This window comes from Aquihabitans sp. McL0605 (assembly GCF_049993875.1).
Lineage (GTDB): Bacteria > Actinomycetota > Acidimicrobiia > Acidimicrobiales > Iamiaceae > Aquihabitans.
In genome coordinates this window covers 670,822-695,637 of record NZ_CP188252.1, presented here as the reverse complement: position 1 = coordinate 695,637, position 24,816 = coordinate 670,822, and the positions used below count along the sequence as shown (strand labels likewise).

The 24,816-nt window shown below is 72.8% G+C and carries 20 protein-coding genes and 2 pseudogenes; 16 read left to right on the top strand and 6 right to left on the bottom strand.

Translation table 11 applies throughout. The annotated features are described in order from the left end of the window. Nucleotides 1-23 precede the first annotated feature (23 nt). Together ACPPVX_RS03125 and ACPPVX_RS03120 are read left to right on the top strand one after the other, a co-directional pair. The gene (locus ACPPVX_RS03125; protein ID WP_426573428.1) at nt 24-950 is read left to right on the top strand and encodes a homocysteine S-methyltransferase family protein; all 927 of its coding nucleotides are present in this window, start codon (nt 24-26) and stop codon (nt 948-950) included. A gap of 121 nt (nt 951-1,071) precedes the next feature. Beyond that, nucleotides 1,072-2,343, top strand: a complete 1,272-nt coding sequence (locus ACPPVX_RS03120; RefSeq protein ID WP_426573427.1) for an HNH endonuclease — start codon at nt 1,072-1,074, stop codon at nt 2,341-2,343. 122 nt (nt 2,344-2,465) lie between these two features. On the opposite strand, the gene gabT is transcribed toward ACPPVX_RS03120, so the two are convergent. Together gabT and ACPPVX_RS03110 are read right to left on the bottom strand one after the other, a co-directional pair. Then, the gene (gene gabT / locus ACPPVX_RS03115; RefSeq protein ID WP_426573426.1) at nt 2,466-3,833 is read right to left on the bottom strand and encodes a 4-aminobutyrate--2-oxoglutarate transaminase; all 1,368 of its coding nucleotides are present in this window, start codon (nt 3,831-3,833) and stop codon (nt 2,466-2,468) included. Nucleotides 3,834-3,855: 22 nt separating this feature from the next. Further along, nucleotides 3,856-4,623, bottom strand: a complete 768-nt coding sequence (locus ACPPVX_RS03110; RefSeq protein ID WP_426573425.1) for an SDR family NAD(P)-dependent oxidoreductase — start codon at nt 4,621-4,623, stop codon at nt 3,856-3,858. A gap of 277 nt (nt 4,624-4,900) precedes the next feature. On the opposite strand from ACPPVX_RS03110, the gene ACPPVX_RS03105 reads away from it, so the two are divergent. From ACPPVX_RS03105 to ACPPVX_RS03065, 9 genes and pseudogenes are all read left to right on the top strand, one after another. Continuing rightward, entirely contained in the window at nt 4,901-6,487 is a 1,587-nt protein-coding gene (locus tag ACPPVX_RS03105; protein ID WP_426573424.1) for a sulfite oxidase, read from the top strand. Nucleotides 6,488-6,550: 63 nt separating this feature from the next. Continuing rightward, a complete protein-coding gene (locus ACPPVX_RS03100) occupies nt 6,551-8,440 on the top strand; it encodes a TIGR03767 family metallophosphoesterase (RefSeq protein ID WP_426573423.1) in 1,890 nt (629 codons plus the stop codon). Nucleotides 8,441-8,517: 77 nt separating this feature from the next. Further along, complete coding sequence (gene lpdA / locus ACPPVX_RS03095) at nt 8,518-9,933, top strand: dihydrolipoyl dehydrogenase (protein ID WP_426573422.1); 1,416 nt, start codon at nt 8,518-8,520, stop codon at nt 9,931-9,933. Between the two features lie 19 nt (nt 9,934-9,952). Further along, a pseudogene (sucB, locus tag ACPPVX_RS03090) lies at nt 9,953-11,458 on the top strand (2-oxoglutarate dehydrogenase, E2 component, dihydrolipoamide succinyltransferase); the annotation flags it as partial. After that, nucleotides 11,362-12,084, top strand: a pseudogene (gene lipB / locus ACPPVX_RS03085) (lipoyl(octanoyl) transferase LipB); the annotation flags it as partial. The pseudogenes sucB and lipB, both read left to right, overlap by 97 nt. A gap of 72 nt (nt 12,085-12,156) precedes the next feature. After that, nucleotides 12,157-13,149: a lipoyl synthase gene (gene lipA / locus ACPPVX_RS03080; RefSeq protein ID WP_426574982.1), complete on the top strand. Its 993-nt coding sequence runs from the start codon at nt 12,157-12,159 to the stop codon at nt 13,147-13,149. Between the two features lie 15 nt (nt 13,150-13,164). Beyond that, nucleotides 13,165-13,710 carry a pyridoxamine 5'-phosphate oxidase family protein gene (locus ACPPVX_RS03075; protein WP_426573421.1) on the top strand — a complete coding sequence of 182 codons (546 nt, stop codon included), beginning with the start codon at nt 13,165-13,167 and terminating at the stop codon, nt 13,708-13,710. Between the two features lie 18 nt (nt 13,711-13,728). Beyond that, nucleotides 13,729-14,628 carry an SMP-30/gluconolactonase/LRE family protein gene (locus ACPPVX_RS03070; RefSeq protein ID WP_426573420.1) on the top strand — a complete coding sequence of 300 codons (900 nt, stop codon included), beginning with the start codon at nt 13,729-13,731 and terminating at the stop codon, nt 14,626-14,628. 25 nt (nt 14,629-14,653) lie between these two features. Then, nucleotides 14,654-15,760 carry a M24 family metallopeptidase gene (locus tag ACPPVX_RS03065; protein WP_426573419.1) on the top strand — a complete coding sequence of 369 codons (1,107 nt, stop codon included), beginning with the start codon at nt 14,654-14,656 and terminating at the stop codon, nt 15,758-15,760. Here ACPPVX_RS03065 and ACPPVX_RS03060 read toward each other — a convergent pair whose 3' ends face one another. After that, on the bottom strand, nt 15,761-17,248 hold the full coding sequence (locus tag ACPPVX_RS03060) for a sugar transferase (RefSeq protein ID WP_426573418.1): 1,488 nt from the start codon (nt 17,246-17,248) through the stop codon (nt 15,761-15,763). Nucleotides 17,249-17,391: 143 nt separating this feature from the next. Between ACPPVX_RS03060 and ACPPVX_RS03055 the strand changes: the two genes are divergently transcribed. Both ACPPVX_RS03055 and ACPPVX_RS03050 read left to right on the top strand, forming a co-directional pair. Continuing rightward, entirely contained in the window at nt 17,392-19,122 is a 1,731-nt protein-coding gene (locus tag ACPPVX_RS03055) for a DUF4012 domain-containing protein (protein WP_426573417.1), read from the top strand. Nucleotides 19,123-19,209: 87 nt separating this feature from the next. Beyond that, entirely contained in the window at nt 19,210-19,512 is a 303-nt protein-coding gene (locus ACPPVX_RS03050) for an LPXTG cell wall anchor domain-containing protein (protein WP_426573416.1), read from the top strand. Between the two features lie 59 nt (nt 19,513-19,571). On the opposite strand, the gene ACPPVX_RS03045 is transcribed toward ACPPVX_RS03050, so the two are convergent. Beyond that, nucleotides 19,572-20,126, bottom strand: a complete 555-nt coding sequence (locus tag ACPPVX_RS03045; protein WP_426573415.1) for a glycosyltransferase — start codon at nt 20,124-20,126, stop codon at nt 19,572-19,574. Then, nucleotides 20,123-20,593: a PssD/Cps14F family polysaccharide biosynthesis glycosyltransferase gene (gene pssD / locus ACPPVX_RS03040; RefSeq protein WP_426573414.1), complete on the bottom strand. Its 471-nt coding sequence runs from the start codon at nt 20,591-20,593 to the stop codon at nt 20,123-20,125. The genes ACPPVX_RS03045 and pssD overlap by 4 nt, the downstream gene beginning before the upstream one ends. 79 nt (nt 20,594-20,672) lie before the next feature. Here pssD and ACPPVX_RS03035 point away from each other — a divergent pair, with 79 nt between their 5' ends. Beyond that, nucleotides 20,673-21,524 (top strand): hypothetical protein, encoded by an 852-nt coding sequence (locus ACPPVX_RS03035; RefSeq protein ID WP_426573413.1) that lies wholly within the window; start codon nt 20,673-20,675, stop codon nt 21,522-21,524. Nucleotides 21,525-21,533: 9 nt separating this feature from the next. On the opposite strand, the gene ACPPVX_RS03030 is transcribed toward ACPPVX_RS03035, so the two are convergent. Continuing rightward, a complete protein-coding gene (locus ACPPVX_RS03030; RefSeq protein ID WP_426573412.1) occupies nt 21,534-22,709 on the bottom strand; it encodes a PspC domain-containing protein in 1,176 nt (391 codons plus the stop codon). Nucleotides 22,710-22,840: 131 nt separating this feature from the next. Here ACPPVX_RS03030 and ACPPVX_RS03025 point away from each other — a divergent pair, with 131 nt between their 5' ends. Both ACPPVX_RS03025 and ACPPVX_RS03020 read left to right on the top strand, forming a co-directional pair. Further along, nucleotides 22,841-24,172 (top strand): PspC domain-containing protein, encoded by a 1,332-nt coding sequence (locus tag ACPPVX_RS03025; protein WP_426573411.1) that lies wholly within the window; start codon nt 22,841-22,843, stop codon nt 24,170-24,172. Beyond that, nucleotides 24,169-24,807: a LuxR C-terminal-related transcriptional regulator gene (locus ACPPVX_RS03020; protein ID WP_426573409.1), complete on the top strand. Its 639-nt coding sequence runs from the start codon at nt 24,169-24,171 to the stop codon at nt 24,805-24,807. The genes ACPPVX_RS03025 and ACPPVX_RS03020 overlap by 4 nt, the downstream gene beginning before the upstream one ends. The last annotated feature ends 9 nt before the right edge of the window (nt 24,808-24,816 follow it).

The window sequence follows — 24,816 nt, the reverse complement described above, 5'->3', positions numbered from 1 at the left end:
CCGACCCACCCTGGGAGCACGTTATGGCGATCGATGTGAGCCTGCCCCACACCTCCGGCCGGGTGTTCCTCACCGATGGCGGCCTGGAGACGGATCTCATCTTCCTCCGCGGCATCGATCTGCCGGAGTTCGCCAGCTTCCCGCTGCTCGACGACCCCGCCCAGACCGCGGTCCTCCGGGACTACTTCGTCGACTACCTCCGCCTGGCCGCCGGGTCCGGCCTCGGCCTCGTGCTCGAGTCGCCGACCTGGCGGGCGAGCAGCGAGTGGGGCGAGATCCTCGGCTACGACGCGGACCGGCTGGCCGACGTCAACCGACGAGCCGTCGAGCTGCTGATCGATCTGCGCTCGAGCGAGGGGAGCGGCGACGTGGTCGTGAGCGGGTGCATCGGGCCGCGGGGCGACGCGTACGTCGACCTCGGGTCGATGACCCCGGAGGAGGCCGAGGCGTACCACGGGGTGCAGGTGGGTGTGCTGGCCGACGCCGGTGCCGACATCGTCAGCGCGATCACCCTCACCAACACCGCCGAGGCCATCGGGGTGGTCCGGGCCGCCCAAGCTCGGGCGGTGCCGGCCGTGATCGGGTTCACGGTCGAGCTCGACGGGAGGCTTCCCACCGGCATGGCGCTGGCCGACGCGATGGCCGAGGTCGACGCGGCGACCGATGCGGGCGCGGCGTACTTCATGATCAACTGCGCCCATCCCGACCACTTCGCGAGCACGCTCGCGGCCGACGGTGCCACGCTGCCGCGCCTCGGCGGGGTGAAGGCCAACGCCTCCCGCAGGAGCCACGCGGAGCTCGACGACAGCACCGAGTTGGACATCGGCGAGCCGGCCGAGTTCGGGTCGCAGCTCGCCGATCTGCACGCGCGCCACCCGAACATCACCGTCCTGGGAGGCTGCTGCGGCACCGACATCCGCCACCTGGCCGCCGTCGCGAACGCGCTCTGAGTGGCCCGCCGTCTGCGCTCGGCTTGCGCTGACGGTTTCGAGAGAATCGGACATGGAAGGATCTGAAAAGATCTGGAAGTGGTGGTTGTGTGATCAGTGAGGTGGACCTAGGATCGAACACATGTTCGATGATCGGCGGATCGACGAGGTGACAGCGGCTCGACGGGCCCGGGCCCATGACCTCGTCGACCGCGCCCTCGGGATCGACCCGGCCACCGCCACCGGCCCGGAGCTGACCGCAGCGATCGAGGCCCGCTCCGAGCTCGCCGCCGTGGTCGACGGGGCCGTGGTGGCCGCCATCCCGCAGTGGGAGGCCTCGCTCGACTGGGCGGCCGACGGCTGCTCCTCGCCAGTGGTCGCCGTCGTGAACCGGACGGGTGCCCACCGCTCGTCCGCTGCGGCGTTGAGGCGCACCGGGCTCGACGTGGCCGCGATGCCGCACGTGTCGGCCGCGGCTCGAGCGGGCCGGGTGCCGCTGTCGCACCTGCACCTGCTGGCCCGTGCCCGCCGCGACGAGGTCGCCGAGGTCTTCGATCGCGATGAGGCGCAGCTCGTGGCCGAAGCCGAGGCGCGCACGGCCGACTCGCTGTCCGCCTGGCTGAGGGCCTGGCGGTACGGGGCCCTCGAAGAGCTCGGCCGCAACGAGCCGGACAGCCCGCCCGACCACGCGTCAGAAGCCGACACGGCGCGGATCGTCACCGGGTTCGCCGGCCGGGGCCTGGTCACCATCGACCTCTCCGCCGTGTCGCTCGCCATGTGGGTCGAGGCCATCGAAGCCCGCATCGAGACCTGGCGCCGCGCCGGCGCGCTCACCGAAGACACCCGCACCTGGGAGGAGCTCGTCGCCGCCGCCCTCGACGACCTCATCGCCGACGGTTCCGCGTCGTCCCGGCGCGGGCAGGCCCGCCCCCTCCTCATCGTCCTCGCCAAGCTGGGCGAGCTCTTCGACCGCGCCGACATCCCCGCCGAGCAGCGCGAAGCCTGGACGGCGCGCATCGTCGGCGGCGGCCCCATCGGCCAAGCGGCCCTGCGCGAGCTCATGGAGCAGGCCGACCTCCAGCTGGTGGTGACCGACGACGACGGCGAGCCGCTGTACGTCGGACGGGCCCGGCGCCTCGCCACCGCCGCCATGCTGGTGGCCCTGATCGCCCGGTCGGGTGGCACGTGCGAGTTCCCCGGTTGCCACGCCCGCCACCACCGCTCCCACGCCCACCACATCTCGTGGTGGCGCCACGGCGGCCCGACCGACATCTCGAACCTTGCGCTGCTCTGCCCCCACCACCACCGGCTCGTCCACCGTGGTTGGGAGATGACCCGAGGCCCCACGGGACTGGTCTTCCGCAGACCCGACGGCACCACCGTCGATCCACCACCCTTCCGACAAGCCGCCTGACTCGACGCGCCCGGAGCGGTCAGGCGAGGACGAGGGCGGGCGTACTCGGTCGTGCTGTCAGCCCAGACCAGGAAGGGGGGTCCGGGTCACGGACACGGAGGCGGCTCGATGACCGGCTCAGGTCAGCGGGTGGAAGCGAGGGCTTCGGAGACGACGTCGAGGCCTTCGTGGAGCAGGTGCTCGCTGATGACCAGGGGCGGCAGGAAGCGGATGACGTTGCCGTAGGTGCCGGCGGACAGGGTGACGACGCCCTGCGAGTGGCAGATGGCGAGGACGGCGCGGACCCGCTCGGGGTCGGGCTGGGTGGTGCCGGGCTTCACCAGCTCGATGGCCTGCATCATCCCGCGCCCGCGGACCTCGCCGATGCCCCGGTCGCGCGACTTCATGGCGTCGAGGCGGGTGCGCATCGCGGCGCCCAGCTGCTGGGCCTGGACGATGAGGCCGCTGCTCTCGAGCAGGTCGATGGTGGCCAGCGCCGCCGCGCAGGCGACCGGGTTGCCGCCGTAGGTGCCGCCCAGGCCGCCGCTGTGCACGGCATCCATGACGTCGGCCCGGCCGGTGACCGCGGCGAGCGGCAGGCCGCCGGCGATGCCCTTGGCCGTGGTGATGAGGTCGGGGACGATGCCCTCGTGCTCGCACGCGAACCAGGCGCCCGTTCGACCGAAGCCGGTCTGGATCTCGTCGGCGATGAACAGGATCCCGCTCTCGTTGCAGAACTCGACGAGCGCCGGGAGGTAGCCGGTGCCCGGGACGATGAACCCGCCCTCGCCCTGGATCGGCTCCACCAGGACGGCCGCGACGGTGTCGGCCCCGATCTCGGTGCGGATGTGGTCGATGGCCGCGGCCGCCGCCTCGGCCCCGGAGTCGACCCCGCCGGAGCGGTACGGGTACGACATCGGCACCCGGTAGATGTCGGGGGCGAAGGGCCCGAAGCCGGCCTTGTAGGGCATCGACTTGGCCGTGAGGGCCATCGTGAGGTTGGTGCGGCCGTGGTAGGCGTGCTCCATCACCACGATGGCGGTGCGGCCGGTGGCGTGGCGGGCGATCTTCACCGCGTTCTCCACCGCCTCGGCGCCGGAGTTGAACAGCGCCGACTTCTTGGCGTGGTCGCCCGGGGTGAGCCGGTTGAGGTGCTCGCACACCGCCACGTACCCCTCGTAGGGCGTGATCATGAAGCAGGTGTGGGTGAAGGCGGCGGCCTGGGCGGCCACCGCCTGGGCGACGGCGGGCGCGGCGTTGCCGACGTTGACCACCGCGATGCCCGAGCCGAGGTCGATGAGGGAGTTGCCGTCGGAGTCGACGAGCACCCCGCCGCCGGCGGCGACCACCTCGATGGGCAGCGTGCTGCCGATGCCCGATGCCACCGCGGCCACGCGGCGGGCGTGGAGCGCCAGCGCCTTGGGCCCCGGGATCTCGGTCACCAGCCGACGCTCCTGCGGGAGCGAGGGACCTCCGACGACGGGAACCACACCAGCAGCGAGATCGGTCATGGGGAGATTCTGCCGGACGGCGTCAGCGTTGCGCAGCGAGCTTCCGCCACACTGGGCGGGGGAGCACCTTGAGGACGCCGAAGACGTAGCGCAGCTTGGCCGGCGACCACACCGTGTGCGCCCCGCGCCGCAGCCCCGAGACGATGTCCTTGGCGACGGCCTCGGCGGTGGTGGCCATGGGGCCGTCCTCCATGCCCTCGGTCATCGAGGTGCGCACGAAGCCGGGGCGGACGGCCATCACGGAGGCGCCCGAGCCGTGGAGGCGGTCGCCCAGGCCCTGGGTGAACGCGTCGAGCCCGGCCTTGGTGGAGCCGTAGACGAAGTTGTCGGCGCGGGCGCGCTCGCCGGCCACCGAAGTGATGACGGCGAGGGTGCCGTGGCCCTGGGTCTTGAGCTGGTTGGCCACCGCGAGGCCGGCGGACACGGCGCCGGCGTAGTTGACGATGGCGGCCTGGGCGGCGCCGGTCGGGTCGTCGTCGAACGAGTCCTGGTCGCCGAGCACGCCGAACGCCAAGATCACGAGGTCGAGGTCGGGGTGGTCGGCCCAGATGGCGTCGATGATCGCCTCGTGCGAGGCGGTGTCGGCGGCGTCGAACGTCACCAGGTCGACCGTGGTGACCCCGGCTGCCCGCAGGTCTTCGCCGACCGGCTGCAGCTTCGCCGTGTCGCGGCCGGCCAGCACCACGGTGCGGGTGCGCTCCTTGGCCAGCTCCTTGACGGTGGCGACCGCGATGTCGGAGCCACCTCCGAGGACGAGGACGGATTCGAGGGCGCCGAGCGCGTCTCGCATGGGTGGGCTCCTTCAGGGGACGAACCGCCGACGGCGGCGTCCAAGTGTCGCACGGCGGCTGGGGCCGGTCCGCGACCGCTCGGTACGCTGGGCGGCCCATGAGCACCCGCAAGCTGATCCTGGCCGCACTCCTCTGCGGCATGGCCATCCTCGTGGCCTTCACCGTGCAGATCATCATGCTCTCGGGCAGCTCCTGACCCCGGCCCGACCCTTACGGATCTCGGAACCTTCTCTCGGTGACCCGTCCGGCGCGCTGACGGCTCCGTACCGTGGTGCCATGAGCGTCGACGCCGCAGCCCCACAGGTGGCACCTGCCCCTGAGCAGGAGGGCATCGGCTGGCGCGGCGCCGTCGCCGGTGCGCTCGGCGCGGCCACGGCGCTGGCGGTCATCGAGGTCCTGAGCCTCCTCGACTCGACTGGCGATTCGGTCACCGAGGCCACGGGCAACAGCTTCATCGATGCGTTCGCGGCGTCGCTCAAGGAGATCGCCGTCCAGTGGTTCGGCACGAACGACAAGGCGGCCCTGCTCATCGGCACCGCCGTCATCTCGATGCTGATCGGCGCTGCGCTGGGCACCCAGGCCCTCACCCGTCCTCTCACCGTCTACGTCGGCTTCGGCGCGTTCGCGGCGCTGGGCATCGTCACCTCCCTCGACGATCCGCTCGCCTCGCCCGTGGTCTCGATCCTGTCCTCCGTGCTGGGCGCGCTGGCGGGCGTCGGGGTCACGATCGGGCTGTCACGCCGCTGGCTCGCCGCCGAGCACCGGGAGGAGCAGGCGCCGGTCGCCGCCGCGGGCCTGGCCCGCCGCACGGTCGTCGTCGACGGCAGCATCGCCGCCGCGGCGCTGCTGTTCGGCGTGGGCATCGCCCGCTCGATCAAGGCGTCGGCGCGCGAGGTGGCGTCGAGGGTCACCGTGGCCCTGCCCCGGGCGACGCCGAAGGTCAGGGTCCCGGCCGCCACGCTCGACAAGGGCGCCGAGCAGATCACCGGCATCAGCCCCTACGTGACGCCCACCAAGGACTTCTACCGGATCGACACCCTGTTCCGGGCGCCGGTGGTGAACGAGGCGAACTGGAAGCTCACGATCGGCGGGATGGTGCAGCGCGAGCTCACGTTCACGTACGACGAGCTCCTCGCTCGACCGCTCGTGGAGGTGCCGATCACCATGCAGTGCGTGTCGAACGAGGTCGGTGGCGACCTGATCGGCACGGCGCGCTGGACCGGCATCCCGCTGGCGAAGCTGCTCGAGGAGGCCGGTGTCGATGCCAAGGCCGAGCAGGTGATCGGCGAGTCGGTGGACGGGTTCACCGCCGGGTTCCCCGTCGAGGTGGCGCTCGACGGGCGCGACGCCATGCTCGTCCTCGGCATGAACGGCCGCACCCTGCCCGCCGAGCACGGGTTTCCCGCTCGGCTGGTCGTCCCCGGCCTGTACGGGTACGTGTCGGCCACCAAGTGGCTCAAGGAGATCCGGCTGACCACGTGGGACGAGGAGGGCTACTGGATCCCCCGCGGCTGGTCGCGCCTCGGGCCGATCAAGACCAGCTCGCGCATCGATGTGCCGGCGGGCGGCTCGGTCGCCGCCGGTCGCCAGGCGATCGCCGGCGTGGCATGGGCTCCCCACCGGGGCATCGACCGGGTCGAGGTCCAGGTCGATCACGGCCCGTGGCAGCGCGCCACCCTCGGCCCCACGGCCTCCGACGACACCTGGGTGCAGTGGTGGCTGGACTGGGACGCACCTTCGGGTGATCACCGGATCCGGGTCCGGGCCACCGACGGCACGGGCAAGACCCAGACGGCCCAGTGGGCCTCGCCCGAGCCCGACGGGGCCACCGGCTACCACTCGATCGGCGTGACGGTCGAGTAGCGGCGGGGCCGAGTTCCCGATAAGCAGTGCTCCGGGCAGGGGACGGCTCGAGGGGGATGGGGCATGGGTCGAGGGATGTCGCGCCGGCGGTTCCTCGCCGGATCGGCGGGAGCGGCGACGGCAGCATCGATCGCGGGCTGGACGCCGCGCCTGTGGGCCGAGGCGCAGCGCCGGTCGCTGGGTGCAGCCATCGATCCCGCCGGGACCACCCTGGCGTTGACCATCGTGGCCAGCGGCAACGGGCCCTACCGGACCACCGCCGAAGGACCGGCCGAACCGACCCTCGTGCGCGCCGAGCTCCAAGCGCCCTCACCGGGGCGGGAGGACCGGCGCACGGTGCTGGCCGCGTTCGTGCACTTCACCGACCAGCACCTCATCGACGCCCAGTGCCCCGGGCGGGTGGAGTTCCTCGACCCGGTCCACCCGCTGTTCCAGTCGGCGTTCCGGCCGCAGGAGCTGCTCACCACCCAGGTGGCGACGTCCATGGTCGAACGGGTCAACCAGCTCGGTCGCGGGCCGATCACGGGTCGGACCTTCGACTGCGTGGTGTGCACCGGGGACAACGTCGACAACCAGCAGCGCAACGAGATGGAGTGGTTCCTGACCATCCTCGACGGAGGCGCGGTCACCCCCGACAGCGGCGCGATCGGCACCTACGAGGGCGTGCAGGACGCGGTCGACGTGCGGGCGATGTGGTGGCACCCCGACGCCGGCATCGCCGACAGCTACAAGGCGAACCAGGGCTACCCCGACGTGCCCGGCCTGCTCACCCGGGCCATCGCCCCGTTCTCGTCGCCCGGCCTCGACGTGCCGTGGTTCTCCGTCTACGGCAACCACGACTGCAACATCCAGGGCAACGCCGCCCGCTCCGACGCCATCGACGAGATCTTCACCGGCGACCGCAAGATGTCGGGGCTCAAGGCCGGCGAGGACGCCATCCCGTTCATCCTGCGGGTCATGGGCGACAGCCCGTCGGTGCTCGCCGACCTCACCTCCGGGGCCCTCCCGTACCGGACGGTCACGGCCGATCCCGGGCGTCGCACCGCCACCGTGGACGACTGGATCCAGGCCCACCTCGATTCGCCCACCGGCCACCACGGCTACGGCGCCGCCGACCTCACCGCGGACCGCCTCTACTACGAGTTCCCGCTGGCGCCCGGGGTGGTGGGCATCGCGCTCGACTCCACCAACCACGCCGGCGGGCCCAACGGCTCGGGCGGCTCCATCGGCGCCGGGCAGGCCGCCTGGCTCGAGCAGCGCCTCGCCGTCCACCACGCCCGGCACCTGGCCCCCGACGGCACCGAGGTGCGCAGCGGGGGCGACGACCAGCTGGTGATCGTGTTCAGCCACCACACGCCCGACACGATGGACGCCACCGACCGGGATCCCGCCCACCCCCAGGAGCGGCGCGTGCTCGGCGCCGAGGTGGTGTCGATCCTGGTGCGGTACCCGAACGTCGTCGCCTGGGTGAACGGCCACACCCACACGAACGGCATCACCCCGCGCCGCCACCCCCAGGGCCTGGCGAGCGGGTTCTGGGAGATCTGCACGGCCAGCCACGTCGACTGGCCCCAGCAGGCCCGGGTGATCGAGCTCGTCGACAACGCCGACGGCACCCTGTCCATCTTCGGCACGATGATCGAGCACCTGGCGCCGGCCACGGTCGACCGGCAGGGCGGAGACGTCCTGGCCCTGGCCGGCCTGTCGCGCGAGCTCGGGTTGAACGACGCCAACGCCGGTCCGGCGTCGAAGCCCGGCGCGGTGGCCGACCGCAACGTGGAGCTGGTCCTGCCGACGCCGTTCCTCGATCCTGCCGTCGCTCCCGCCACCAGCTCGACCACCAGCTCGACCACCACGAGCACCACCGCCCCGGGTGCGGCGGGCCCCTCCGGAGGGGCTCCCGCGGGGCAGCCAGCGGTGCCGGTGGAGGGCAGCGCGTCGTACACGGGATGACCACGGAATGGAGGGTGGTCCGGGGTCGGTAGGCTGCCCGCCGAACAACTCTCTCCGTGCCATCCCAGAGGAATCCCGTGAGCGACGCCCCGCCCGACACCCACTTCGACCTGATCGTCATCGGCGGTGGTCCGGCGGGTTACGCCGCCGCCCTCTACGGCTCGGCCGCAGGTCTCAACATCGCCGTGGTCGAGATGGACAAGGTCGGAGGCACCTGCCTCCACCGGGGCTGCATCCCGGCCAAGGAGCTGCTCGAGACGGCCCACGTCTTCCGCACCGTCGGCCACGCGTCGCAGTTCGGCGTGGAGAGCTCGGCCCCCACGCTCGACTTCACCACCACCATGGCCCGCAAGCAGCAGGTGGTCGACACCCTCTTCAACGGCCTGTCCGGCCTGCTGAAGAACCGCAAGGTCACCGTGTTCAACGGCACCGGCACCCTCCAGGCCGACCGCAGCGTGCTGGTCAGCACCCCCGAGGGCGAGAGCACCACCGTCACCGGCGACAGCGTGATCCTGGCCGCCGGCTCGGTGCCGCGGACCATCCCCGGCTTCGACGTCGACGGCCGCGTCGTGCTCACCTCCGACGAGGTGTTCGAGCTCGATGCCCTGCCCCGGAAGGTCGCCGTGATCGGCGGCGGCGCCATCGGCTGCGAGTTCGCCTCGATGCTGAGCGACCTCGGCAGCGAGGTCACCATCCTCGAGGCCCTCCCGCAGATCCTCCCCGGCGTCGACAAGGACGTCGTCAACGTCGTCCGCCGCTCGTTCAAGGGCCGCGGGATCGACGTCCGCACCGGCACCAAGGTGCTGGGCCAGACCCCCGGATCCACCGGCACCACCATCGAGCTCGAAGGCCAGGACCCGCTCAACGTCGACGCCGTCATCGTGTCCATCGGGCGCCGGCCGCTGTCCGACAGCCTGGGCCTGCTCGGCACCGGTGTCGTGGTCGACCAGCGCGGGTTCGTCGAGGTCGACGAGCTCTGCCGCACCGCCGTCGACGGCGTGTGGGCGGTCGGCGACCTCATCGCCACCCCCGGCCTGGCCCACGTGGGCTATGCCGAGGCCATCCTCGTCATCAAGCAGCTCCTGGGCGAGGAGGCCATCCCGGTCGACTACGGCCGGGTGGCCTGGTGCATCTACTGCCAGCCCGAGGTCGCCTTCGCCGGCCTGTCCGAGCAGGCGGCCATCGACGCCGGCTACGAGGTCAAGACCACCAAGCACCGGTGGGGCGGCAACAGCCGGGCGCTGATCATCGGCGACACCGAGGGCGTGGTGAAGATCATCGCCGAGAAGCGCCCCGACGGCACGGCCGGCCAGCTGCTGGGCGTCCACATGGCCGGGCCGTGGGTCACCGAGCAGCTCGGCCAGGCCTACCTGGCGGTCAACTGGGAAGCGACCATCGACGAGATCGCGCCGTTCATCCAGCCGCACCCCTCGCTGTCGGAGAGCTTCGGCGAAGCCGTGCTCTCCCTCACCGGCCGCAGCCTCAACAGCTAGTCCAAGCCCCGCTACGTTCGGGGGGAGACTCCTGAGCAGGCAACCCCTCCACCCCCCTTCCACACAAGGAGATCGGCGCATGGCCGACATCGAGCTTCCCGCCCTGGGCGAGAGCGTCACCGAAGGCACCATCACGCGTTGGTTCAAGGAGATCGGCGACCAGGTGGCCGAGGACGAGCCGCTGTTCGAGGTGTCCACCGACAAGGTCGACTCCGAGGTGCCGTCGCCGGTGGCCGGCTACCTGACGGAGATCCTCGTCGAGGAGGGTGACACGGTCGACGTCGGCACCAAGGTGGCCGTGCTGTCCGACGCACCCGGCGGCGCGGCTCCGGCCGAGGCGCCCGCGGCTGAGCCCGCTCCGGCGGCCGAGCCGCTGCCCGAGCCGCTCCCCGGCTCGGTCGAGGCCCCCCGCCCCGAGCTCATCGAGGCGCCGGCGGCGGCCCCTGCCGAAGCTCCGCCCCTGCCCGAGCCCCTCCCGGTGGCCGAGCCTGCCGCCGCTCCTGCCGCTCCCGCCGCCGCCCCGGCGGCTGCCGCTCCGGCCGGGGCACCGGCGCTCCTGTCGCCGGTCGTCCGCCGCCTGCTCGACGAGGCCGGCGTCGATGCCGCCGCCGTCACGGGCACCGGCATCGGCGGTCGCATCACGCGCGCCGACGCCGAGGACTTCATCCGCAGCAACCCCCGCACGGCCCCGGCACCCGCGCCGGCGTCCCCCGCACCCGCAGCACCCGCCGCCCCGCCGGCGCCGGCAGCCGCTCCGGTCGCCGCTCTCGCCCCACGGCCCGTCACGCCCCGCGTGGTCACCGCTCCGGGCGCCGACACCCGGGTGCCGCTCAACAAGATCCGCAAGATCACGGCCGAGCACATGGTCCGCTCGCTCGGCGTGTCGGCCCACGTGTACGTGAGCACCGAGGTCGACTACGAGGCCATCGACCGGGTGCGCACCGCGCACAAGGCCGCGTTCAAGGCCGAGGAGGGCATCTCGCTCACGTTCCTCCCGTTCGTCGCCCGGGCCCTCGTCGATGCCCTCGAATCGTTCCCGCAGGTGAACGCCTCGATGGGCGAGGAGAGCGAGCTGGTCGTCCACGGCAGCGTCAACCTCGGCATCGCGGTCGACCTCGACCACGAGGGCCTCATCGTCCCCGTCGTGCACGACGCCCAGGACCGCCGGCTCCGGGCCATCGCCCGAGATGTCGCCGAGCTGGCCGACCGGGCCAAGGGCCGCAAGCTCACCGCCGATGACATCACCGGCGGCACCGTCACCATCACCAACGTCGGCAGCACGGGCAGCGCGTTCCTGCTCCCGATCATCAACCAGCCGCAGGTGATGATCCTCTCCACCGACGGCGTCAAGCGCCGGCCGGTCGTCGTCACCGACGCCACCGGGGCCGAGAGCATCGCCATCCACTCCGTCGGCAACCTCACCCTCGGGTGGGACCACCGTGCGTTCGACGGCGCCTACGCCGCCCAGTTCCTGGCCAAGATCAAGGAGATCCTGGAGACCCGGGACTGGGAGTCCGAGCTGTAGGACCCGTGGCCGTCCCCCGCCCGCTGCACGTCCGTTGGCTCGGGCGGGTCCGCTACCAGGACGCGCTCGCGCTGCAGCACGGGCTGCACGACCACGCGCCCGACGACCACCTGCTCCTCATGGAGCACCCGCACACCTACACGCTCGGCGTGCGCGCCGATCGATCCCACGTGCTGCGCGACCCGGCGTCGGTGGGTGCCGAGCTGGTGCAGAGCGACCGGGGCGGCGACGTCACCTACCACGGGCCCGGCCACCTGGTCGGCTACCCGATCCTGCACCTGCCCGGGAAGGGCGGGGGCGACAAGCCCGACTCCGCGGCCTACGTGCACGGCGTCGAGCAGCTGATCATCGACGCCCTGGCCGACCTCGGCCTGCCGGCGGACCGGCTGCCCGACTACCCCGGGGTGTGGGTCGGCGTCGGCTCCGACAACCCGAGGAAGATCTGCGCCATCGGCGTCCGGGTGAGCCGCGGCAAGAGCTTCCACGGGTTCGGCCTCAACGTCGATCCCGACATGGCGATGTTCACCCACATCGTCCCGTGCGGCATCCCCGACAAGGCGGTCACCTCCCTGCGCGCCGAGGGCATCGACGCCTCGATGGCCGACGTGGTCGACGCGGTCGTCGCCCGCGCCGTGCAGCGGTGGGGGAGCGGCGGCCACGACCGCCACGATGTCGTGTGGCGCCACCGAGACACCGACCTGGCCCCGTTCTCGCTCGGCGCCGGGCCCGGCGAGGTCCCGCGCCCGGCCGGCACCTCCGTGCGGCTCCAGGGCCGCCTGGCCGAGGCAGGCGTCGGCGAGGGCCTCCAGATCTCGTCGCGCAAGCCCGAGTGGATGCGGGCCAAGGCCAACTTCGGCCCCGAGTACCTCGAGATCCGCAAGACCATGCGAGACCTGAAGCTGGTCACGGTGTGCGAGGAGGCGGGCTGCCCCAACATCTCCGAGTGCTGGCACGACGGCACCGCCACGTTCATGATCAACGGCGAGCGCTGCACCCGGGCCTGCGGCTTCTGCCTGGTCGACACCCGGCACCCCGAGCCCTCCGATCCCGGTGAGCCCGAGCGGGTGGCCGAAGCCGTCGAGCAGATGGGCCTGCGCTACGCCGTGCTCACCACCGTCGCCCGCGACGACCTCGCCGACGGCGGCGCGTCGCAGTTCGCCGCCACCATCGGTGCCATCCGCCGCCGCACCCCCGGCGTCCAGGTCGAGTGCCTCATCTCCGACTGCAAGGGCGACCCGGCCAGCCTCGACGCCATCTTCGAGACCCGACCCGAGGTGCTCAACCACAACATCGAGTCGGTGGCCCGCCTCCAGCGGGCCGTGCGCCCCTCCGCCGGCTATGCCCGCAGCCTGGCGGTCCTGGCCCGGGCGAAGGCCGCCGGGCTCACCACCAAGAGCAGCATCATCGTCGGCATGGGCGAGACGTTCGACGAGCTGGTCGGCACCCTCACCGACCTCCGCGCTGTCGGCGTCGACATCGTCACGATCGGCCAGTACCTGCGGCCCACCACCAACCACCTGCCGGTGGCCCGGTGGGTCACGCCCGAGGAGTTCGCCGAGCTGAAGCGCATCGGCGAGGCCCTGGGCATCGGCCACGTGGAGTCGAGCCCGCTCACCCGCAGCAGCTACCACGCCCGTCAGGCCGCCGACGCCGCCGACGTGGAAACCGTCGTGGCCGTCACGCTGGGCTGACGGCAGACTGGTCCCATGGGCCGCAGCTACGACGCCATCCCCGAGCACCTCGTCGACTGGATGGAGGAGCAGCCGATCTTCTTCGTGGCGTCCGCCCCGCTCAGCGGCGACGGCCACGTCAACGTCTCGCCCAAGGGCGGCGACACGTTCCGGGTGATCGACCGCAACACCGTCGCCTACCTCGACCTCACCGGCAGCGGGGCGGAGACCATCGCCCACACCCGCGAGAACGGCCGGCTCACCATCATGTTCTGCTCGTTCGGCGCCAAGCCCAACATCGTGCGCCTGTTCGGCACCGGCGAAGCCGTCCTGCCCGACCACCCCGACTTCGTGGCCCTGGTCGCCCTGTTCCCGGCCAACCCCGGCACCCGCAGCGTGATCCGGCACCGGTTCGACCAGGTCACCGCCTCGTGCGGCTACAGCGTCCCGATGATGGACCTGGTCGGCCACCGCGACACGCTCGACCAGTGGGCCGAGCGCAAGGGCGCCGACGGCATCGGGGACTACTGGGCCGAGAAGAACCAGCGCTCGCTCGACGGTCTCCCAGCGCTCGCCGAGTGAGGCCGGTACCGTCCGGCCATGGCTGAACGAGATGTGACCGCACTGTTCGAGGGTGGAGCGTTCTTCGAGGGGCCGCGCTGGCGCGACGGCACCTGGTGGGTCTCCGACTTCTACCGCCAGACCGTCTCGCGCATCGCCCCCGACGGCACCGAGACCGTGGTGGTCGAGGTGGAGCACCAGCCTTCGGGCCTGGGCTGGCTGCCCGACGGATCGATGGTGATCTCGTCGATGAAGGACCACAAGGTGCTCCGCTACGCCGACGGCGCGCTGTCGACGCTGGCCGATCTGAGCGGCATGGTCGGCGGCCACCTCAACGACCTCGTCACCGACGCCAACGGCCACACGTTCGTCGGCAACTTCGGGTTCGACCTCATGGGCGGCGGCGACCCGGCACCGGCCCCGCTGATCCGGGTCGACCCCGACGGCGCGGTCACGGTGGCGGCCGAAGACCTGTACTTCCCGAACGGCACGGTGATCACGCCCGACGGCAGCACGCTGATCGTGGGCGAGACCATGGGCAACCGCTACACCGCCTTCGACCTGGGTGCCGACGGCAGCCTCACCAACCGCCGTCCGTGGGCGGTGTTCGGCGAGCTGCCCACCACCAGCTCCTTCGCCGAGGGCGTGGCCCAGATCAAGGTGTCGCCCGACGGGTGCACCCTCGACGCCGAGGGCCACATCTGGGCGGCCGACGCGCTCGGCAACCGCTGCGTGCGGGTGGCGCCCGGCGGCGGGATCGTCGAGGAGATCCGGGTCCCAGGCGGTCTCGGGGTGTACGCCTGCCAGCTCGGCGGCGACGACGGCACCACGCTGCTCCTCTGCTCGGCGCCCGACTTCTTCGAGCACAACCGGGTGGCCGCTCGGGAGGCGGTGCTGTTCACCACCACGGTCGACGTGCCCCACGCCGGGCTGCCGTAGCCGCCCGCCGCCGTAGCCTGAGCCGATGTCTGCCGAGCGCTTCGACCGTGTCCGTGCCGCCATGGCCGCCGCCGGGACCGACGTCCTGCTGCTGTCGGTGGGGCCCGACCTCCCGTGGCTGACCGGCTACGAGGCCATGCCGCTCGAGCGGCTCACCATGCTCGTCGTGCCGGCCGACGGCGCCGCCACGCTGGTGGTGCCCCGCCTCGAGGCGCCCCGAGTGGTGGAGAAGCCCGACCTGTTCGCCGTGCTCCCGTGGGACGAGACCGACGACCCGATCGCCGTGGTCGGCGGTCTGGTGGGTGCGGCCCCCGCCCTTGCTGTCGGCGACAAGACGTGGGCCCGCTTCCTGGTCGACCTCCAGGTGCAGCTTCCGGGCGCGTCGTGGCGCAAGGCCAGCGACATCACCGGGCCCATCCGGGCCGTGAAGGACGAGGCCGAGATCGCCGCCCTGCGCGCCGCCTCCCACGCCGCCGACCGGGTGGCGGCTCAGCTCCAGGCGGGGCAGATCCCGCTGGTCGGCCGGACCGAGGCCGAGGTGTCCGCCGACATCGGCAACCGCCTCATCGACGAGGGCCACCACCGGGTCAACTTCGCCATCGTGGCGGCGGGCGAGAACGCCGCCAGCCCGCACCACGAGCCCGGCTCGCGGGTGATCCGGGCCGGTGAGGTGGTGCTGTGCGACTTCGGCGGCACCATGGCCGCGCCCGACGGCACCGGCTACTGCTCCGACATCACCCGGTGCGTGTCGATCGGCGAGCCGCCCGCTGAGGTGGCCGAGGCCTACGCCGTGCTGCTCGAGGCCCAGCAGGCCGCGGTGGCCGCCGCCACCGTGGGCACCCCGTGCGAGGACGTCGATGCCGTCGCCCGCCGGATCATCACGGCGGCGGGCTACGGGCCCCGGTTCATGCACCGCACCGGGCACGGGATCGGCGTGGAGGAGCACGAGGACCCGTACGTGGTCTCGGGCAACGCCACGGCGCTGGTGCCCGGCCACGCGTTCAGCGTGGAGCCCGGGATCTACACGAGCGGCGCGTGGGGCATGCGCCTCGAGGACATCGTGGTGGCCGCGGCCGCCGGGCCCGATCCGCTGAACCTCACCGACCACTCGCTGGTGGTGGTGGACGGGTAGCTACTTGGCGCCCTGGCGCAGCGCCACCACGGGGATCGTCTTGGCCAAGATGGCCAGGTCGGTGGCGAGCGACCAGTTGTCGACGTAGTACAGGTCGAGCCGGGTGTAGTCCTCGAAGGTGGTGTCGGACCGGCCGCTGACCTGCCACATCCCGGTGATGCCGGGCTTGACCCGCAGCCGCTGGGTGAGCAGCGCGTCCCACTCCTCGGTCTCGTGGGGCAGGGCGGGACGGGGCCCCACCAGGCTCATGTCGCCGCGCAGGACGTTCCAGAACTGGGGGAGCTCGTCGAGCGACGTGACCCGGAGGAAGCGGCCCACCCGCGTGATGCGGGGATCGTCGGCCATCTTGAACAGGGGGCCGTCGGCCTCGTTCAGCTCGCGCAGGTCGGCGAGGCGGGCCTCGGCATCGACCACCATGGTGCGGACCTTCAGGACCGAGAACGGCTCGGAGTCGCGGCCGACCCGCACCTGGCGGAACAGCACCGGGCCCTTCGAGTCGAGCCGCACGGCGACGGCGACCACCGCCAGGATCGGCGCGGTGAGGATGAGCAGCATGCCCGCGCCGACCACGTCGAAGGTGCGCTTGGCCCACGCCCGCCAGCCGCCGCGGGTGACGGGCTCGACGTAGACGATGGGGAACCGGCCGAGCGGCCGCACGGTCAGCCGCTGCGACGAGATGTCGCGGAGGGTCGAGGAGAGCTCGACGTGGACGCCCTGGTCGAGCAGGTCGCGGGCCAGGCGGTTGGTGACGGCGCTCTCGACGGCGCTGGCCGCGACGATCACGCTGGCGTTGGGGAACTCGTGGAGGATGCCGGGCAGCTCGGCCACGCCGCCGAGCAGCGGCAGCCCGGGGACCGGCTCGCGGGCCGGGGCGCTGTCGTCGACGAACCCCACCACCTCGTAGCCGAGCCACGGCTCGGCCTGCAGCATGGCGGCGATGTCGCGTCCCTCCGGGTTGGCGCCGGCGATGATGACGTACCGGACCATCTGGCCGCCCGCCCGCAACCGCAGGAAGATCCGGCGGGCGATCTCCCGTTCGAGCGTGACGACGAGGATGGCGCACACGCACAGGACCACGAGGCCGCCGCGGCTCGGCAGGATCTTGACCAGGTTGGCGGCGAGGGCGACCGTGAGGGTGCCGAGCAGCGAGGCGTTGACCACGCGGCGGAACTCGTCGATGCGGCGGCCGATGAACCGGGTGTTGTAGAGCCGCTGGTTGGCGAAGATGGCCAGCCAGGCCGGGGTGATCAGCACGGAGGACCACCAGAGCTCCTTGGCGGAGTGGAGCGGCCCCAGGTTCCAGGCGTGGACCAGGACGCCGGCCATGGTGCTGAAGGTGAAGACGGCGAGGGCGTCGGCCGCCATCAGCAAGAGCTTGGGCCGCAGGCCGGCACCGGTTCGGCGGGGCGTGCCGCGGCCGGTCGCAGGCGCGACCTCGTCCGTCGCGGTGGACCGGGCGGTCATCTCGCTGGCGGTGCGCTCAGACATTGTCACGGAGCGTAGCGGATATTGGGAAAAGGTCACGATTGGTCACGAAACGTACCGGATCTCGGGGTTTGGTCCAGCAGGACCACCACGCCACGCGGTCCCGACCCGGTTCTCATCGGCACCAAGCCCTACGATCCGCGGCAATGCGAAGCTGGTCTCGGCGGCGAACCGTCGTCACGGTGGTCGCCGGCCTCCTGGTGGTCTGGCTGATCGGGGTGGGGTGGGCGCTGCTCGGCGCTCGCAGCCACGCCGACGCCGGCGCCGCCGAGCTCCGGTCGGTGCGCCAGCGGGCCACGATCGCCGCCCTGACCGCGCCATCCAGCCGCGCTGACCTGGGCGAAGCCCAACACGACTTCGACGCCGCCGCCGCCCGGCTCGACAGCCCGGTCCTGTGGCCGCTGCGGGTGGTGCCGGTCGTGTCGCGCCACCTCCGGGCGGCCGACAAGCTCGTCACCAGCGCCCAGGACGGCTCCCAGGCGGCCGACGATGCCCTGCGCGACCTCATCGCCCTGACCAAGCGGTCGCAGGCCGCCGGCCCCCAGCGGGTGACCACGCTCCGCGACCTGGCGGCGGTGGCCGGCCGGGCCCACCACGCGCTCGATGCCATCGATCCCGGGTCGCCCGACGCGCTCATCGGCCCGCTGGCCGACGCGGTGTCGGAGATGGATGCCCAGCGCGACGACGCCCGCCAGGCCGCCGCCGGGCTCCAGGCCACCAGCACCGCCCTCGCCGGGGTGCTCGAGGGCCCCGACCCCTACCTGCTGCTCGGCGCCAACAACGCCGAGATGCGCAACGGCGCCGGCATGTTCCTGTCGGCGTCCGAGGTGAGGTTCGACCACGGGTCGATGAGCCTCGGCGACGTCCGCCCCACGGCCGACCTGGTGCTGCCCAAGGGCTCCATCACCGCCACGGGTGAGCTGGCCGCCAACTGGCCGTGGCTCAACCCGGCGCGCGACCTCCGGAACCTCGGCCTGTCGGCCGACTTCCCGCAGAGCGCAGCGCTCGGTGTGCAGAACTGGGCCCGCGTCGACGGTGGCGGCCCGGTGGCGGGGACGATCGTGATCGACGTCGACGGGATCCGGAGCCTGCTCCGCGTGGTGGGGCCGGTCGAGGTCGACGGGGTCCGCTACACGCCCGACACGGTGCGCGGCGAGCTGCTCCGCCGCCAGTACCAGCGCTTCGACGGCGACCGGGACGGCCGCCGCGACCAGCTCGGGGCGGTGGCCCGGGCCATCTTCGAGCGCCTCGAGGCGGGGAGGTGGAAGCTGACCGACCTGGCCACCGAGCTCACCGATGCCGTGCAGGGCCGCCACCTCATGGTGTGGTCGGCCGATCCCAAGGTGAACGCGGCGTGGCACCATGCCGGCGCCGACGGCCACCTCACCGACCGGTCCGTGTCGGTCGCCCTGCTCAACCGCAGCGCATCGAAGCTCGATTCGTGGGTCGACACCGCCGCCGCCATCAGCACCGAGGCGGCCGGCGGCGGCCGGCGCCGGATCACCATCGTCTACGACATCGACAACCGGGCCCCGGCCACGGGCCCGCAGTACCAGGTGGGGCCCAACATCGACGGCATCGCCGCCGGCGACCACCGGGCCCTCGCCGTGGTCAACCTGCCGGCCGGATCGACCGAGGTGGCGATGGACGGCGCCGAGGTCTTCCTGCGCGGGGGCGACGGGCCCACGGTGGTCATCGGTGGTGACCTCACGGTCAAGCGGGGAACCAGGGCCAGGATCACGGTGACCGCCCTGCTCCCCGCTGGGCTCGACGAGATCACGCTGGAGCCCTCGGCGCGGATCAAGCCCACCGCCTGGGCCGTCGAGGGCGAGCCGCTCCGCACGGACCGGCGCCGGACCGTCCACCTCGGGGGCTGAGCCGGATCCGACCTCGGAGCGTGGCGGTACGGCTATTTGCTCACGCAGAGTGTTGACAGCGGTCAGACGAACACCTAGGGTGACCGCATGTCGACGAGCCGCCTCCTCCAGCTCACCGCCGCCGTGCTGGTGGCGGGGCTGCTGTGGGCCGCATCGGGGACCGCCGGCGCCACCGAGAACCCCGACTACACGGCGCCGCCGCCCACCGCGGTGGTCACCACGCCGCCGCCGGCGCCGTCGGTGAAGACCGCGGTGAAGGTGGCACCCCTGCGCACCCGGCTGGCCATCACGGGCTCCGACGCCTCGGGCACGGCCGCTCTGGGCGCCGGCCTGGTCATCGTCGGCGTCGGCGTGCTGGTGGTCCGCCGCCGGAGCATCGCCAGCCGGTAGCTGACAAGATCTTCATGGGCATTGCTTCCTGACAGCGGCGATGCGAAGAGCGGGAGAAGTCATCCTGGCCCGGCGGGAGACCGCCGGCGCCAGGATCGACGACCGGCCCGCCGGTCGGTGAGCGGGTCGACCACCGCCCGGAACGCCTCGATGGTGGCGGCCGACGCGCCCCGCTCCGGTGGGATCTTCACCCGATCGGGCCGGGCGATCGCCGCGTCGATCAGGTGGCGCAGCTCGTCCTCGTCGGCCGCGAGCCAGACCAGCTCCTTGGCCGCCATCCAGTCGGTGAACGCCACCTGGTGGTCGTCGACCACCTCGTTCAGGGCGCCGAGGCGCGGGATCACGATGGGCCGCTGGCCCACCGAACGGGCATCCATGATGGTGGCCGGCCCGCCCTGGGCGATCACCACATCGGCCCGGGCCATCTCGCCCACCAGCTCGTCGTAGCCGAGCATCACCACCGCGGTGCCGTGCTGGGGGGCCGTCGCGGTGCCGTGCTGGACCAGCACCTCCGCCTCGGGGTGGTCGGCCGCCCAGCGATCGACCCAGCCGATGAGCCGGTCGAAGCGGTGGTGGTCGGTGCCGACGGTGACGAGGACCCGTGGCGAGGTCACAGCAGCGGCCCGATCACGACGCTGCCGGGGTAGTGGGCCTGCTGCTCGGGCCACTGGACGCAGAACCGGGTGGCGATGGGTCGGACCAGCCGGCCCGTGAGGGTGGGGGAGTCGATCCGGTCGAACACCTCGACGTACACGGTGGGGATGCGCAGGGCGCGGGCCACCAGGAAGAACGGCACCGCGACCGCCGCGCCGGTGGACACGACCACATCGGGGCGCAGCCGCCGGACGTGGCGGAAGGCCAGGACGGTGTTGCGCAGGAGGTTGGGGATGTTGCGCGTGGTGGGGTGGTACGCCCAGATCACCGCCTCGCTCGCGAGCAGCGAGGTGGCGTCGGGCTTGTCGAACGTGACCCACGTGCGGATCACGTCGTCCCACCACGGCGACAGCCGCATGAGCTGGGCCAGGTGGCCTCCGGCCGAGCCCACGAGCAGGGCGTGGGGGCGGTCGAGGGCATCGGTCACCGGGGGAACGGTAGTGGCCGAGTGGCCGCACCCAGGGCAGGGTCCGTACCCTCGGCATCGCCATGTTCTGTGTGACGACGTGATCGACCTCGACGCCGCCTCCTTCCTGCTGCAGTGGGCGGTGGGCGGGCTCTTCTTCACCTGGGTCACGACCCGTCGCCGAGAGGTCGGCATCGGCTACGGCTGGATGATGCGGATCACCTTCGGGCTGATGGCGCTGGCATCGCTGCTGGCGAGCCACTTCCTCGGCTCGGTCCCCGTCCGCGACGCCGCCGCGGTGGGCGTGGTGCTGGCCACCGGGTTCGCCCTGCTGGTGTCGGTGCAGCGCAAGGCGGCGGGCGTCCGCGGCCAGCGCGAGGTGGTCGAGCGGCGCTCGGCCCGGGTGGCCGCCATGACGGGGATCGACCGCGACGAGCAGCGCTTCGACAAGGACGGCCCCGAGTTCCCGCCCGCCCTCGACCTGATCGCTCCGGCCATCGGCATCGTCGGCCTGGTGGCGGCGGGGATCGACGCCGGGTCGCCGGCCTGGCTGTCGGTGCTGCGCATCCTGGTCGGCGCCGCGTTCCTCGGGTCCATCACCGACGCCATGCTGCTGGGCCACTGGTACCTGGTGCAGCCCGGCCTGGCGCGCGGGCCGCTCCTGGAGCTGGTGCGGTGGACCCAGTGGATCTGGCCCTTCGAGGTGGCCGTGATGCTGATCCCGGTCGGCATGGTCTCGGTGCTCAACGGCACCATCGACGACCACTACGGCGGCATCCTCGGCTGGATGTGGGTGACGTGCGCGGTGACCACCCTCGGCCTCCTGATCGTCACCCGGGCGGCCCTCCGCGAGCGGCAGTACTCGGCGGTCATGGCTGCCACCGGGCTGCTCTACCTCGCGATCCTCACGGCGTTCGGCACCGACCTCGTCGCCCGCGCCGTCCTCTCCTGACGCCGGCGCCTAGACCGATCGGATGACGTCGGCCTGGCCGATGCCGACCTTCACGACCACGTACAGGCGCGGCGCCGCCCGCTCGGCGGGCCCGGTGCTGGTGGCGGGCAGGATGCGATCGACGCGCACGTCGGTGCCCTCGAGGTCGACGTCGGCGCCGTCGACGAGGACGGTGCCCGCGCTGACGTGGCCCTGGAGGTGGACGACGGCCTCGGCGGGGACCCGGATGGTCGCGGTACCGATGCCCACGGCCACCCGGACCGTGGTCGACGAGCCGGGCCGGAGGGCCAGGTCGCTGAGATCGACCTCCTGGTGCCCGATGCCCAGGCGGTAGCTCGGCGCGATCTCGCCGGCGGTGGCGGGGGCGGCCAGTCGGGTGCCGACGCCGGCCCGGAGGTGCACACCGGGGATCAGCGCGACGACCAGGACCGGGGTCACGAGCAGGGTGAGCAGGGCGACGGTCCACGACCATCCGACGACCACGCCGGCGCCCAGCCCGATCAGCAGCACGACCAGGACGGCCGCAGGGACCACCCAGCCCGACGCCCGCCAGGCCCCGGTGGCCCACAGGACCGTGCCGGCGCCACCGACGAGCAGGGCGGCGAGCACGGTGGTGTTGCGGACCGACCGCTGCCGGGCCCGGCGGGCGACCACCTCCGGGTCGAGCGGGAGGCGCATCGGCTCGACGGCCGGCGGGGCGACCAGGGTGGCGTCGCCCGGCGAGCCGATCGCAGAAGCCGCGGCCGCGGCCGGCTCGGCGCGGGTCGATCGGGTGGCGATGAGGTAGCCGACGATCCCGAGGCCGACGAGGAAGGGGACGGCGCCGACATCGCCGCCGTGCACCACCGAGGCCAGTCCGGTGATCGCCACGATGGCGACCGCGACGAGGACCACGAGCAGCACGATGGCGCCGGTGTCGCTGCCGTGGTCGCGGAACCAGCGGACCGCCGGCGCTTCATCGTCCTCGTCGTCGGGCAGCAGCAGCCAGGCCGCCGCGTAGAGGCTGAGGCCCACGCCGAGCGACACGACGGCCACCACCACGAACGCGAGGCGCACGAGCAGGGGGCTGATGCCGAGGTAGCGGGCCACGCCGCCGGCGACGCCGGCGAGGTGGCGATCGGTCGACGCCCGGCGGAGCCGGCGGGTGGTGTCGGTGAACGGGTCCGTCACGGTGTCTGGTGCCATGGAGCCATCGTGAGGCCGCCCGGGTGCGCGCACCATCGGGCATGTCCCGCCCGCGACCCCCAGCACCCTGAGGCCGCCTCGGGGTCATCCCCGATGTCGCCCGGTCGGCCCGGGTGCGAGCATGGGGACCCATGTCCTCCACCCCTGGGCCGTCCGGCGCCCCGCCGCCCGCCCCGTTCCTCAGCTCGCCGCGCCGCCGCCGGTTCGCGTTCGGGCTCGACTGGTCGCCCGGGCCGCCGTGGCGCAGCCGCGACGACCGCCTGCTCGCCGGGCTGGCCGGGGGCGTGGCCGAGTGGACCGGGGTCTCGTCGGTCATCACCCGGGCGGTGTTCGCGTTCGTGATCGTGGGCAGCGTGATCGGTCCGGTGGTCTACGTGCTGGTCGCGGTGATCCTGCCGGTGTCGGACCGGTCGGTCGCACCCGAGGACCGCCCGATCCGGCTCCCGCAGGGCACGGCGCTGAGCCGGGCCGGAATGGCCCTCGCCGTCGCCATCGGCGCCACCGTCGTGCTCCAGGCGCTCGGGATGTGGTTCGGCAGCGACCTGGGCCTGCCCGCCGCGCTCGCCGCGGCCGGGCTCTCCCTGGTGTGGGCCCGCACCGACCAGGAGCGCCGTGAGTTCTGGCGCTCGCGCCTGGTCCGCCTCCCCGGCGACGCGCCGGCCGCGGCACCCGATCGGCTGCCGATCCCCGTGCCGTCGCGCTGGCGCCTCCTGCTGGGCGGGGCGCTCTTCCTGATCGGCACCGTCTGGGTGCTCGACGCCACCGACCCCGGATCGGTCTACCCGGTGCTCACCGCCATCGCCATGACCGTCGGCGGCGTGGTGCTGGTCGCGGGCCCCTGGCTGTCGGCCCTGTGGCGCGACCTGGCTGACGAGCGGGCCGAACGGATCCGCTCCGACGAGCGCGCCGAGGTGGCAGCCCAGCTCCACGACTCGGTCCTCCAGACCCTGGCCCTGATCCAGCGCCACCCGGAGACCACGCGCCACGTCGCCCAGCTGGCCCGCCAGCAGGAGCGGTCGCTGCGGGCCTGGCTGTTCGAGATCGAGGGGACCGGCGACGGCGAGGCGCTCGACGGCTCCTTCGGGGACCGGCTGCGCTCCACCGCCCACGAGGTGGAGGACCGCTTCGACCTGCCCGTGGAGCTGGTCCTCGTCGGCGACCTCCCGCCCGGTGCCTGCGACGGGCGGATCGACGCGGTGGTGGCTGCCGCGCGCGAGGCGATGGCCAACGCCGCCAGCCACAGCGGCGAGGCGCTCGTGTCGGTGTTCGCCGAGGTGAGCCCGAAGGCGGTGTCCGTGTTCGTGCGCGACCGAGGGGTGGGGTTCGATCCGGCCGCCGTGGCGCCCGACCGCCAGGGCGTGCGCGAGTCGATCGTCGCCCGGATGGCGCGCAACGGCGGCCGAGCCACCGTGACCAGCGCCCCCGGCGAGGGCACCGAGATCGCACTCGAGCTCGACCGGTGACGCGGGTCTTCCTGGTCGATGACCACACGCTGTTCCGCGCCGGCGTCCGCGCCGAGCTCCAGGGCGAGGCGGCGATCGAGCTCGTGGGCGAGGCGGGCGACGTGGCCGACTCGGTCGAGGGCATCGTGGCGACCGCTCCCGACGTGGTCCTGCTCGACGTGCACCTGCCCGGCGGAGGCGGCCAGGCGGTCATCCCGGCCGTCCACGCCGTCCACCCGGAGGTGCGGTTCCTGGCCCTGTCGGTGTCCGACGCCGCCGAGGACGTGATCGCCGTCATCCGCGCCGGCGCCCGCGGCTACGTCACCAAGACCATCGACCGGGCCGGGCTGGTCGATGCGGTGGCCCGCGTGGCCGCCGGCGACGCCGTGTTCTCGCCCCGGCTGGCCGGCTTCGTCCTCGATGCGTTCGCCGGGGAGGCCCCGGCGGTGATCGACACCGAGCTCGATGCGCTGACCCCCCGCGAGCAGGACGTCCTGCGCCTGATCGCCCGCGGCTACACGTACAAGGAGCTGGCCCGGCGCCTGTCGATCTCCCCGAAGACGGTCGAGACCCACGTCTCGTCGGTGCTGCGCAAGCTCCAATTGTCGAGCCGCCACGAGCTCACCCGGTGGGCGGCCGACCGCAAGCTCCTGTGATGCCCTGAC

Bases quoted from the DNA above. Each gene is read 5' to 3' on its own strand.
- ACPPVX_RS03125 (WP_426573428.1), top strand. From the start codon at position 24: ATGGCGATCGATGTGAGCCTGCCCCACACCTCCGGCCGGGTGTTCCTC.
- ACPPVX_RS03120 (WP_426573427.1), top strand. From the start codon at position 1,072: ATGTTCGATGATCGGCGGATCGACGAGGTGACAGCGGCTCGACGGGCC.
- gabT (WP_426573426.1), bottom strand. From the start codon at position 3,833: ATGACCGATCTCGCTGCTGGTGTGGTTCCCGTCGTCGGAGGTCCCTCG.
- ACPPVX_RS03110 (WP_426573425.1), bottom strand. From the start codon at position 4,623: ATGCGAGACGCGCTCGGCGCCCTCGAATCCGTCCTCGTCCTCGGAGGT.
- ACPPVX_RS03105 (WP_426573424.1), top strand. From the start codon at position 4,901: ATGAGCGTCGACGCCGCAGCCCCACAGGTGGCACCTGCCCCTGAGCAG.
- ACPPVX_RS03100 (WP_426573423.1), top strand. From the start codon at position 6,551: ATGGGTCGAGGGATGTCGCGCCGGCGGTTCCTCGCCGGATCGGCGGGA.
- ACPPVX_RS03075 (WP_426573421.1), top strand. From the start codon at position 13,165: ATGGGCCGCAGCTACGACGCCATCCCCGAGCACCTCGTCGACTGGATG.
- ACPPVX_RS03070 (WP_426573420.1), top strand. From the start codon at position 13,729: ATGGCTGAACGAGATGTGACCGCACTGTTCGAGGGTGGAGCGTTCTTC.
- ACPPVX_RS03065 (WP_426573419.1), top strand. From the start codon at position 14,654: ATGTCTGCCGAGCGCTTCGACCGTGTCCGTGCCGCCATGGCCGCCGCC.
- ACPPVX_RS03060 (WP_426573418.1), bottom strand. From the start codon at position 17,248: ATGTCTGAGCGCACCGCCAGCGAGATGACCGCCCGGTCCACCGCGACG.
- ACPPVX_RS03055 (WP_426573417.1), top strand. From the start codon at position 17,392: ATGCGAAGCTGGTCTCGGCGGCGAACCGTCGTCACGGTGGTCGCCGGC.
- ACPPVX_RS03050 (WP_426573416.1), top strand. From the start codon at position 19,210: ATGTCGACGAGCCGCCTCCTCCAGCTCACCGCCGCCGTGCTGGTGGCG.
- ACPPVX_RS03030 (WP_426573412.1), bottom strand. From the start codon at position 22,709: ATGGCACCAGACACCGTGACGGACCCGTTCACCGACACCACCCGCCGG.
- ACPPVX_RS03025 (WP_426573411.1), top strand. From the start codon at position 22,841: ATGTCCTCCACCCCTGGGCCGTCCGGCGCCCCGCCGCCCGCCCCGTTC.